The organism is Methylophaga sp. F-2, from assembly GCF_056859315.1.
The window spans coordinates 414295-425898 of sequence record NZ_JBSXOF010000019.1; the positions used below are offsets into that span (position 1 = coordinate 414295).

Below are 11604 nucleotides of genomic sequence, written 5' to 3' on the forward strand. Positions count from 1 at the left end.
CGCAATTTAAGGCCGAAATAGGTAGAATTTTCGGCTTCTTATCACGTCAAATTCTTGGAAAGTTAACCATGGCTCAGTACGTATATAGTATGAATCGGGTGGGCAAAATTGTTCCGCCAAAACGAGAAATACTGAAAGATATTTCTTTATCCTTTTTCCCTGGTGCAAAAATTGGGGTGCTTGGTCTTAATGGCTCGGGTAAATCAAGTTTACTCCGGATTATGGCTGGCATCGATCAAGACTATATTGGTGAAGCACGCCCAATGCCGGAACTGAATATCGGCTACTTACCTCAAGAACCAGAGCTTGATGATAGTAAAACTGTTCGTGAGGTCGTTGAAGAAGCGGTCTCTGACGTCAAAGGCGCACTGGATGAACTTGATGCTATTTATGCTGCTTATGCCGATCCAGATGCTGACTTTGATGCACTAGCCAAAAAACAAGCAGAACTTGAAAATCTGATTCAGGCAAAAGACGGTCATAATCTTGAAAATGCTCTAGAGCGTGCCGCTGATGCCTTACGTCTTCCAGCATGGGAGACGCCTGTGTCAGTCTTATCTGGTGGTGAACGTCGCCGTGTCGCATTATGCCGTTTATTACTGGATCATCCTGATATGCTGCTGCTTGATGAGCCGACCAACCATTTAGATGCAGAATCTATTGCCTGGATTGAACGCTTCTTACAAGAATATCCAGGTACTGTGGTTGCTATCACCCATGATCGCTACTTCCTTGATAATGCGGCTGGCTGGATTCTGGAACTGGATCGCGGTCGTGGTATTCCTTACGAGGGTAACTATTCTTCCTGGCTTGAGCAGAAAGACCAACGTTTACAACAAGAAGCAAAAGAAGAAGCTTCCCATCAAAAAGCGATTAAAGCGGAACTGGAATGGGTTAAACAAGGTGCTAAAGGTCGTCAGACTAAATCTAAAGCCCGTTTGAAATCATTTGAAGAAATGAATTCACGTGAATTCCAAAAACGTAATGAAACACAGGAAATCTATATTCCACCTGGTCCACGTCTCGGCGATAAAGTTATCGAACTGAAAAATGTCACGAAGTCGTATGGCGATAAGTTGTTATTTGAAGACCTGAGCTTATCCATTCCAGCAGGGGCTATCGTCGGTATTATCGGCCCTAACGGTGCGGGTAAGTCTACCTTATTCCGTATGATTTCAGGTGAAGAACAGCCTGATTCTGGAGAGATAGAAATCGGCAGCACTGTTGAGTTGGCTTATGTGAATCAGTCACGTGAGCTGGATGGTAAAAAAACAGTATTTGAAGAAATTTCTGATGGTGCTGACATTATCACTGTCGGCAATTATCAAACTCCATCACGTGCTTATTGTGGCCGTTTCAACTTTAAAGGCTCGGATCAGCAGAAATTCGTCAAAGACTTATCGGGCGGTGAACGTAACCGATTGCATATGGCAAAACTGCTCAAGTCTGGTGGCAATGTGTTATTACTCGACGAACCGACCAACGATCTTGATGTGGAAACCTTACGGGCACTTGAAGAAGCCATTCTGGCCTTCCCAGGCTCTGCGGTGGTGATATCGCATGATCGCTGGTTCCTGGATCGCATCTGCACACATATCATTGCCTATGAAGGTGATTCATCTGTCGTCTTCTTTGAAGGTAACTACAGTGAATACGCGGAAGATTACGCAAAACGTTTTGGTAAAGATCATCAACCAGAGCGTATCAAGTACCGTCGGATAGGTTAAAAAATAAACTGCCCGTGTCGGTGTAATACACGGGCAGTATTCTGGCTATTGAATTATAAAATGACAGAATCTTTTTTCATGATGCGTATGTCTAAGTGATGAGATGATAAGTAACATAACTGTGATACCCACGCTATGAAAAAAGCCCAAATAGCCCGCTTAAAATTGCGCTGTCCAATCACGCTGGGTCGCCAGCATGAAATCAATATACCGTCAGGCTGGTTTGATCTTGTCTTCACCATGTGTGCAGCTATTGAAAATGAAGCACAAGCTATCAACAAAAAACATCGTCAACGTATGTTCTTACCGAGAATCGTTTTTATTGAAGAACATCAGGGAAGAATCATTTGTGACGTGATTAATGGCACCAAAGATATTAGTGAGATTATTAAACAGGCACAAATGCGCTCTGCAAAATCCTGCATGACCTGTGGTGACGAAGGTAGTCAGTTCCGCTTAGGCAGAAATCTTGTCACCCGCTGCCATAAGCATCGTTCAAGTGAAATGCACTATTAATGATCTTTATGCTGTAAGCAATTATCATAAACCGCTTGTTCTACCTGCTCTTCTGTTTGTGACTCAGGAAACGTAAATGCGAGGTTTATCGCCAAATCAATCATTCTGAAAAACTCTGTATGCATAAACTCTGGAGGTGTCGCTTGTTGCATCTCCCCCATGGTTTTGCCCTCTAAACGTTGTGCAAAATAATCTCCAGTTAAACTCGAAATCTGCAAGCATTGTTTATCAGGCTCGTCTTCAGCTACAACAGCTGCAGAATATAAAACTAGCAATAATAATGTCTTGATATAGTGTTTCATCACACCCTCTCTGTACGAACAACATGAGTACTAGGACTTCTAAGTAACGAATTAATTTCTTCACAGAAATTTTTAACCCGCTTATTGATAATATGTTCGAATTAAATATCAGGAAATAAAATGAAAGCATTACTAATCATTGCTCACGGCAGCCGCAGGCATCAATCAAATGATGAAGTGACAAATATTGCTAAGCAAATCAGAACATGTGAAGAGCATGATTTTGATATCGTAGAATCTGCCTTTCTTGAGTTAGCGGAGACCTTAATTCCAACTGGTATAGAGCGCTGTATAAAATCCGGTGCAAAAGAAATTATCGTAGTGCCCTATTTTCTGAATTCTGGTACTCATGTGACTAAAGACATTCCTGAAATAATCTCTGCTCAGAAGTCACTTTATCCGGACATCAACATTACACTGACTCGGCATCTAGGTGCTTCACCTGTCATGCTCGACTTAATCTTGCAGACAGCATCAGATACCGTGATAAATTAAGATGTCAGCCAAGTTCATCCAATATAGTACTCTTGCAACGCCGTTAATAATGCATCGTAATGCGGGCTACGCTGAATAACCTAAGATGGTATATTAATATCATCAAAGGATATCTGTTTTAACCATAATAAATCATCTAAACAAGCTCAAAATAAAAGGGATGACAATGGAGAGAGAGCGGTTTAATACAGTATGGGATCGTGATGGAAGTCTGAAACGACTACTAGGGGATGAAGCACTTCTGCAAAAAATGTTAGTCATGTTCCAGCAAAGTAACACGCAAACTCTAAGCGATATTTCGCTCGCTATAGAAAAAGATGACTATCAAGCTGTTAAAGGCCTTGCTCATAAATTGAAAGGAAGTGCATCCGCTATTGGCGCTCCCAGAGTTGTCGAAGATTGCGTGATCATTGAAAGTGCAGCTGAGCATGAGAATAACGAGACTATCAGACAGACTTTCACACAGTTGCAGCACGATATAAATGGAATACTGGCGGTTATCGACAGTTACCTAAAGACGACTCCATCATCCCCCACCTAAACAGAGGCTATTGCTGAAGGGAAAAGCTGCTTAAAGTTACGACTTGTTACTTGCGCAATGTTCTCAACACTATCACCTCTCAGTTCGGCGAGAAACTCAGCGACATGTTTTACAAAAACAGGTTTATTAGTTTTGCCACGATGAGGAACAGGTGCCAGATATGGTGCATCTGTTTCAATTAAAATTCTGTCTAAAGGTAATTTTTTGGCGACTTCTTGCAGGTCCTTTGCACTTTTAAACGTTACAATGCCCGACAAAGAGATATAGAAACCAATATCTAAAGCGCGTTGAGCCGTTTCCCAATTTTCAGTGAAACAATGGATGATGCCACCGGCATCACGGGCATTTTCATTTTCGAGAATCGTCATCGTATCTTCACGCGCTTCACGTGTATGAATGATTAACGGTTTTTGGGTTTGTTTCGCCGCTTCGATATGAACTCTGAATCGATCGCGTTGCCATTCCAGATCACCTTCACTTCTGAAGTAATCTAAACCCGTCTCGCCAATGGCAATCACTTTGGGGTGATTCGCTTCAGCAATTAAAGCATCGACGCTATATTGCTCATCAGCCTCAACATTTGGGTGAATGCCTACACTAGCACTGACATTAGGGAAATTTTCAGCAATATGTTTAACATCAAGGGAGCTTTTTTTGTCTATGGCAATGCACAGAATATGATCAATACCTTGACTCTCTGCTTCACTGACTATGGCATCAATGCCACCCTCTTCATCTGCCAATAAGTTAAGGTGACAATGTGAATCAATATACATAAAACAATAACAACTTAAATAAGGAAAGGAATCGGATAACAGCCAATTACATAGTGTAAGTGGCTTTATCAGACTTAAGTTTATCTACTAAATAATTCTCAATTTTGCCTCTGACAACAGAAGCACTTCCATCAATATCACTGAAATGCACACCAATACCTGCAGCCTGGTTTCCTTGGGCTCCTCGCGGAGTAATCCAGACAATCGTGCCGGCAACAGGTAATTTTTCTCCTTCATCCATCAGTGATAACAGGATAAACACCTCTTCTCCCAACTGATAACTCTTTGTTGTCGGGATAAATAGCCCACCATTTTTCACATAGGGCATGTAAGAATGGTAAAGCATATTTTGATCGGTAATTTTCAGTGACAAAATGCCTTTTCTTGGATTAGAAGCCATCGTATTACCTGTTTATTGCTGATGTTGTTGAATCTGACTAGCATGCTGCATAATCGACACCATCAAATCTTCCATCAGTAAGGTTTTATTTAGATTATTCTGTGAAGATAGTAACTTCATTGTATGGATGATGCAATCTGAAATCCCCCAGTAATGCTTGATTAATGAAGGCTCAGGCATTTCTTGTTTATCCAATAGTGATACTAGCTTGGTTTGTATCATTGCCTGTAGCTGATGTAATACAGACATCAGATCAAAAGACTGCCACTGAGCAGAGAGTTGCACTGGATTAGCCTTGCATCGCATTAATGCTGCCATGCCACTAAATACACTCTTGCTCTGTTCAATGCCTTCTTCACCAATTGTAAGCGCGGCCAAAGGTGCTCCGTGTGCCAGGTTAAGCAATGTAGTTAAATCTTGTTCAGATAAGTCTCTGTGTTGTTTGAGCCAGTCTATAGCGATACTACGATCAGGCGTTGACACAGAAATTGTCTGGCATCGACTTTTAATCGTGATGGGTAACTTTCGCATCGATGCAGCAACCAGAATCAGTGTGGTATTTTCTTGGGGCTCTTCAAGCAGCTTTAACAGACTGTTAAAAGCATTTGTATTCATCTGGTCAGCATTTTTGATGATGACAGTTTTCGCCGACGAAATTTTTGGCATCAACGATTGAACATCTTTCAACTGACGGATTTGATCTACTTTAATTTGTTTACCTGCTTCTTCAGGTGCAACAACGCTATGATCCGGATGACTTTCTGCTGCATATAGCTGACAGCTATGACAGATACCACAGCTATCAAAGTCTTCAGTAACGCTTAAACACAAAAGACTTTTTGTCAGTTCACTAGCAAGTAAATCGTTATCTAGTCCGTGTATGCCATGAATAAGAATGGCATGTGGAATACGTTTCGCCTGATAAAGTGAAACAATATGCTGCCAGGGTGTTTGATGCCAGGGATAGAGTGACATGGTCATACTGATTGAAGTAGCTTGTTTAATGATATAGACACTTGCTGCTGAATATTATCAATAGACTGGCTGGCATCAATAATTTGAATTCGCTCTGGTTCATTCACCGCTCTATCCAGGTAGCATTGACGAATTTTCTCAAAAAAGTCTGTCTTTTCTTGTTCAAAACGGTCTTTTTCTAAAAGACGTTGGTTAACCCGCTGCTGACCAATCTGAACAGGTAAATCAAATAATAAGGTTAAATCTGTTTTTAGCCCATCCAAGGTCCAATCAGACAAAGACGATATACGTTGTTCATGAATACCTCGCCCGCCTCCCTGATAAGCAAAAGTCGCATCAACAAAACGGTCACAAACAACCCACTTTCCAGCCGCCAGAGCAGGTAAAATTACCTGCTTGATATGTTCAGCACGTGCAGCAAACATGAGTAATAATTCTGTATCGTCACTCATGCCGTCTTTTCTTGGTCGCAACAATAATTCACGAATTTCTTCGCCTAAGGGTGTCCCACCAGGCTCACGTGTAACGATAACTGATTTATTGAAATTCTCAAGGTAGCTTTTGATGAACTGGATTTGTGTAGATTTCCCTGCACCTTCGATACCTTCAACGCTAATAAATTTACCTGTCATTTTTTTAATTGATACTTTCTTACGGCTTTATTGTGATCGGCCAGATTAGATGAAAAAATATGTCTGCCATCTGTCCCTGTCGCCACGAAATACAAACTATCTCCACTTGCGGGATGGAGGGCGGCATTAATAGATTCCCTACTCGGTAAACAAATAGGCGTGGGCGGTAAACCACTGCGTGTATATGTGTTATAAAGTGTATCCGTTGTCAGATCTTTTTTACGTAGATTACCGTCGAAATTTTTTCTGATACCGTAAATCACCGTTGGGTCAGTTTGCAAACGCATCCCTTTTTGTAAACGACGGACAAACACTCCGGCAATTTCAGGTCGCTCATCTGCTACAGCCGTTTCTTTTTCAATAATAGATGCCATGATTAAGGCTTCGTATGGTGATGTATAGGGTAAGTCTTTTGCACGATATTCCCATGCATTATCCAATACCTCATGCATTTGTTTGTTAGCGCGTGCTAAAAATTCAATATCTGTTGTATCTGTTGGAAAATGATACGTTTCAGGCAAAAACCAGCCTTCACCGTCTTGATCAGCTTGCCCTAATGCTGTCATTACAGCGGCCACATCCGGATTTTCTAAGGTATGTTTTATTTTAGCGTTAGCTGAGACCATATCCACCAGAGATTGTGCTGTCATACCCTCTACAATGGTCATTGAATTCATAATAACCTTGCCTGACACTAATCTGTTAAGTACATCCGGTAAGGTATCGTCAGGTAAAAGTTGATATTCGCCCGCCTTGATTCTGCTTGCTGACTCGTTAGCCCGTCCGTATAACTGCAGATAAATGGGAGAAACTGAGGTGATATTACGCTCATACAACTCCTCACTGATTCGTTTCAGGTTGCTGCCTGGTGTAACAATAAACTGAACGGGTTCCGAAATATTCAACGGTGTTGTCATGAAGCGATTATATTGGACAACAATATAGGTACATATGCCAGCGGCAATAAGCGCTGGAAGTAGCGTTTTGAGTAACAAATTATTTTTCATATAAGCTTTCAGCAGTATCCAATGCCTTTTGAATTCTTTTTGTTATATCCCCATGGGACCATTGTTTATTTGTGCCATGCAGAGCTGTCACTGGCCATACCCTGATCAGGCTATTCGTGACAAACACTTCATCCGCTTGATAGAGATCATCCAATGTTAATGTGACTATCTCATGAGGTATATCTAAAGTACAGGCTAGTGCCAATATGCGCTCACGCATGACTCCTTCGATACCACAGCTATTCAGATTTGGAGTTAATAAACAGCCATTACTGACCAGGAATACATTGCTCATTGTTCCTTCAATGAGTTCATCGTCATAGTTCAGCATTAATCCTTCAGCAATATCTGCTGAATCCCATTCATTTCTGGCAATCACCTGCTCCAAACGGTTTAAATGTTTGATTCCTGCTAATAATGGATTTTTTGCCAAACGCGTCGAACACAGTTGGACAGTAATACCTGATTGATGATTGAGCGGATAATCTGGCAAAGGGTGAAAAGAGATGATGCGTTGAGGTGTTGAGTCTTTAGGTGGTTTATACCCTCGTCCGCCAGAGCCTCGAGTGAGGATAATTTTAATAACACCTTCACCGGATATTTGATTGCAAACAATAAGCAACTCTCGTTCTAATGCTGCTATATCATTAAAGTCTATCTGCAGACGTTTACAACCTCGCAACAAACGCTCTGTATGTTCTTTGAGGTATTCTAGCCTACCATGTCGAAATGGTATCGTTTCGAACAGACCGTCGCCATACTGAAGGCCACGGTCTGCTACTGATAGCATTGTTTCCGGTTGACCATTTATCAGAATCACCGGCTTACTCAGCTTAACTTAACTTTTTAAATATAACAGTACCGTTAGTGCCGCCAAATCCAAATGAATTTGACATTGCCACGTCAATTTTCATTTGTCTTGCCGTATTGGGTACATAATCTAGATCACATGTTTCATCCTGATTATCGAGATTGATAGTAGGTGGTGCAATCTGATCTCGGATAGATAAGAGGCTGAACACAGCTTCTACACCGCCTGCTGCACCAAGCAAATGGCCAATCATTGATTTGGTCGAGCTGATCGCAACATTATTAGCAGCATCACCCATCGCTTTTTTGATGGCTTGGGTTTCAGCAGCATCGCCTGCTGGTGTTGATGTACCGTGCGCATTAATATAGTCGACTTCATCCGCATTAATGCCTGCGTCTTTCATCGCGTTTACCATACAACGAGCCGCACCTTCACCGCCTTCAGATGGCGATGTCATGTGATAAGCATCGCTACTCATGCCAGATCCAACTAACTCTGCATAAATTGTGGCGCCACGTTTTACGGCATGTTCATATTCTTCCAGCACAATCACACCGGCACCATCACCAAGAACAAAACCGTCACGGTCTTTATCCCATGGACGACTAGCAGCAGCCGGGTCATCATTGCGCGTAGATAAAGCGCGTGCAGCAGCAAATCCACCTAACCCTGTTTTAGATGTGGCCATTTCAGCACCACCGGCAATCATCACGTCGGCATCACCGTATTGAATCATACGACCAGCCGCTGAAATGCAGTGTGTTCCTGTTGAACACGCTGTCACGATGGCTGTATTAGGACCTTTCATACCGTACATGATCGATAAATTACCTGAAATCATATTGATAATGTTACTCGGTACGAAAAATGGGGAAATCTTACGAGGTCCACCACTTAAATAACTGTCGTAACCAGACTCAATGCCGGGTAAACCGCCGATACCTGAACCAATGGCTACACCAATTCGTTCAGCATTCTCATCAGTCACCACTAAACCAGAATCTTCAATCGCTTCTTTAGCTGCGGCAATACCATAATGGATAAAGGTATCCATTTTTTTAGCATCTTTTTTAGGAATTACGGTTGTGACATCAAAGTTTTTGACACTTGCACCGAAGCGAACACTAAACTCTGAGACATCAAACAAGGTCAGCGGTGCAACACCACTTTTACCTGCAACAATATTTTCCCAGCTTTCTTTTACCGTTAGTCCAACTGGAGTAACAGCACCAAGGCCAGTAACGACAACGCGTCTTTTAGACATCAGGTTTTCCCCTCAAACCTACAGGTATACATGACATAGCCGCCTAGCATGCTTTCACACACTAGACGGCTATCATAAGCGCTTTTGATTATATTAAGACTGGTGTGCGTTAATATAAGAAACAGCTTCTTTAACTGTAGTGATTTTCTCAGCTTCTTCGTCTGGGATTTCACATTCGAAAGCTTCTTCCAAAGCCATAACCAACTCTACTGTATCCAGAGAGTCTGCGCCCAGGTCGTCGATAAATGAAGCATCCGCAGTTACTTCATCAGCGTTGACACCTAATTGTTCAACAACAATTTCTTTTACGCGAGCTTCGATATCACTCATAACTAATATTTCCTTTGGTGGTTAATACATCAAACAATGTGCAGGCATTTTATAGTGCCTGCACCATTGAGACAAGCTAAATGGCGATCACCTTGCTTGACTCAAAAATAAAATTCTTAATTAATAATCACTTAGTGATCATTAACTCATATACATGCCACCGTTGACATGTAATGTTTCTCCCGTAACATAACCGGCATTCATACTCGCCAGATAGCTCACAGCAGCAGCAATCTCTTCTGGTGCACCCAAACGTTTTACAGGCACTTGTTCAAGCAGTGCCGTTTTATGTGCTTCTGGTAAAGAACTGGTCATATCCGTATCAATAAAGCCTGGTGCGACTGTATTGACAGTGATACCTCGAGTACCCACTTCACGAGCCAAAGACTTACTAAAACCAATGACCCCAGCTTTTGCTGCAGCGTAGTTAGTTTGTCCAGCATTACCCATTGCACCAACGACTGAGGTAATGGTAATGATTCGTCCCCAACGAGCTTTAGTCATCGCTCTAAGGCAACGTTTACTCAGCTTAAATATTGGTGTCAGATTGGTGTTGATAATGTCATCCCACTCTTCATCTTTCATACGCATTAATAAATTATCACGCGTAATACCCGCATTATTCACCAGAATTTCTGGTGCGCCAAATTCATTTTCTATGGTAGAGACCACATTATCAATGGCATCGGCATCAGTAACATTAAGAACGATACCACGCCCATTAATGTTCGCCTCTTTAAGAAAATCAGTGATTGTTGCAGCACCGCTTTCAGAGGTTGCTGTACCAATCACTGTAGCGCCTTGCTCACCTAAACTAAGTGCAATAGCTTTACCAATACCACGTGTCGCTCCAGTCACCAGAGCAATTTTTCCATCTAAGCTCATTCTATTCTCCTAATGCTTGCTGAGTTTTTTCAAGCGTCGCTATATCAAATAAAGGTAATGCGGTAAGAGACTTATCAATACGTTTAGTCAAACCAGCTAAAACTTTACCTGGTCCACATTCCACAATGTGATCTACATTTTGCGCGGCAAGCCACTGAATAGTTTCGACCCAGCGAACCGGGCTATATAATTGTTGCGCCAGCAATGATTTAATAGCATCTACATCGACAGCAGATGTCACACTCGCATTATGAATAACGGGTGTTGTGGGCATGCGGATGTCTATTTCATTGAGTTTATTAGCTAACTGCTCTGCGGCTGGCTGCATAAGTGCACAATGTGATGGCACGCTTACTGGCAATATCAGAGCACGTTTAGCGCCTTTATCAGATGCTATTTCAGTTGCTTTTTTAACCGCTTCGGCAGAACCTGCGATAACGACCTGTCCAGGCGAATTAAAATTTACTGCCTCGACAACGCCTGCGGCTGATGCTTCATTACACACCTCGCGTACCACATCATCATCCAACCCCAGTATAGCGGCCATCGCCCCTTCGCCAGCAGGCACAGCTTGTTGCATATATTGGCCACGTAATTCAACCAGCTTGACTGCATCAGTAAAATCGATTGCATCGGCGGCGACAAGCGCTGTATATTCACCGAGACTATGACCAGCAAAATACACCGGTTTTATATCTGAAACTGATTGCCAGACACGCCACATAGCAATACCAGCAGTCAACATTATTGGCTGAGTACGATCAGTTTGATTTAAGAGTTCTTCAGGACCATTAGATACCAAGTTCCAGACGTCATAAGCTAAGGCATCTGAAGCTTCTTGGAATGTTTGTTTTACGATGCTGTATTCTGCTGCGATCTCAGCGAGCATACCTACAGATTGAGATCCCTGACCGGGAAAGACAAAAGCTGATTTCATTCATTA

The 11604-nt window shown here is 42.1% G+C and carries 15 protein-coding genes; 4 read left to right on the top strand and 11 right to left on the bottom strand.

Annotated features, from left to right (window positions below; all coding sequences use genetic code 11):
• Positions 1–68 precede the first annotated feature (68 nt).
• Entirely contained in the window at positions 69–1727 is a 1659-nt protein-coding gene (gene ettA, locus AC13DA_RS11320) for an energy-dependent translational throttle protein EttA (protein ID WP_284450808.1), read from the top strand.
• A gap of 135 nt (positions 1728–1862) precedes the next feature.
• Entirely contained in the window at positions 1863–2243 is a 381-nt protein-coding gene (locus AC13DA_RS11325; protein WP_284450807.1) for a hypothetical protein, read from the top strand.
• Here the strand turns inward: AC13DA_RS11325 and AC13DA_RS11330 are convergent.
• On the bottom strand, positions 2240–2545 hold the full coding sequence (locus tag AC13DA_RS11330) for a hypothetical protein (RefSeq protein WP_007145130.1): 306 nt from the start codon (positions 2543–2545) through the stop codon (positions 2240–2242). The genes AC13DA_RS11325 and AC13DA_RS11330 overlap by 4 nt on opposite strands.
• 120 nt (positions 2546–2665) lie before the next feature.
• Between AC13DA_RS11330 and AC13DA_RS11335 the strand changes: the two genes are divergently transcribed.
• Positions 2666–3040: a sirohydrochlorin chelatase gene (locus tag AC13DA_RS11335; RefSeq protein WP_007145131.1), complete on the top strand. Its 375-nt coding sequence runs from the start codon at positions 2666–2668 to the stop codon at positions 3038–3040.
• 166 nt (positions 3041–3206) lie between these two features.
• Positions 3207–3581: an Hpt domain-containing protein gene (locus AC13DA_RS11340; protein ID WP_007145132.1), complete on the top strand. Its 375-nt coding sequence runs from the start codon at positions 3207–3209 to the stop codon at positions 3579–3581.
• Here the strand turns inward: AC13DA_RS11340 and AC13DA_RS11345 are convergent.
• The 10 genes from AC13DA_RS11345 to fabD all read right to left on the bottom strand — a co-directional run bounded on the left by AC13DA_RS11345 (position 3578) and on the right by fabD (position 11598).
• Complete coding sequence (locus tag AC13DA_RS11345; protein ID WP_007145133.1) at positions 3578–4357, bottom strand: TatD family hydrolase; 780 nt, start codon at positions 4355–4357, stop codon at positions 3578–3580. The genes AC13DA_RS11340 and AC13DA_RS11345 overlap by 4 nt on opposite strands.
• A 46-nt stretch (positions 4358–4403) precedes the next feature.
• Positions 4404–4757: a PilZ domain-containing protein gene (locus AC13DA_RS11350; protein ID WP_007145134.1), complete on the bottom strand. Its 354-nt coding sequence runs from the start codon at positions 4755–4757 to the stop codon at positions 4404–4406.
• A 12-nt stretch (positions 4758–4769) separates the two neighbouring features.
• Positions 4770–5732: a DNA replication protein gene (locus AC13DA_RS11355; RefSeq protein ID WP_284450806.1), complete on the bottom strand. Its 963-nt coding sequence runs from the start codon at positions 5730–5732 to the stop codon at positions 4770–4772.
• A gap of 2 nt (positions 5733–5734) precedes the next feature.
• A complete protein-coding gene (gene tmk / locus AC13DA_RS11360; RefSeq protein ID WP_273180334.1) occupies positions 5735–6364 on the bottom strand; it encodes a dTMP kinase in 630 nt (209 codons plus the stop codon).
• Entirely contained in the window at positions 6361–7371 is a 1011-nt protein-coding gene (gene mltG / locus AC13DA_RS11365; protein WP_284450805.1) for an endolytic transglycosylase MltG, read from the bottom strand. The genes tmk and mltG overlap by 4 nt, the downstream gene beginning before the upstream one ends.
• A complete protein-coding gene (gene pabC, locus AC13DA_RS11370) occupies positions 7361–8191 on the bottom strand; it encodes an aminodeoxychorismate lyase (RefSeq protein ID WP_284450804.1) in 831 nt (276 codons plus the stop codon). The genes mltG and pabC overlap by 11 nt, the downstream gene beginning before the upstream one ends.
• Before the next feature lie 13 nt (positions 8192–8204).
• A complete protein-coding gene (gene fabF, locus AC13DA_RS11375; protein WP_273180328.1) occupies positions 8205–9446 on the bottom strand; it encodes a beta-ketoacyl-ACP synthase II in 1242 nt (413 codons plus the stop codon).
• A gap of 93 nt (positions 9447–9539) precedes the next feature.
• Entirely contained in the window at positions 9540–9776 is a 237-nt protein-coding gene (acpP, locus tag AC13DA_RS11380; RefSeq protein WP_007145140.1) for an acyl carrier protein, read from the bottom strand.
• A 141-nt stretch (positions 9777–9917) separates the two neighbouring features.
• Complete coding sequence (gene fabG, locus AC13DA_RS11385; protein ID WP_284450803.1) at positions 9918–10661, bottom strand: 3-oxoacyl-ACP reductase FabG; 744 nt, start codon at positions 10659–10661, stop codon at positions 9918–9920.
• 1 nt (position 10662) lies between these two features.
• A complete protein-coding gene (fabD, locus tag AC13DA_RS11390) occupies positions 10663–11598 on the bottom strand; it encodes an ACP S-malonyltransferase (protein ID WP_284450802.1) in 936 nt (311 codons plus the stop codon).
• Positions 11599–11604: the final 6 nt, after the last annotated feature.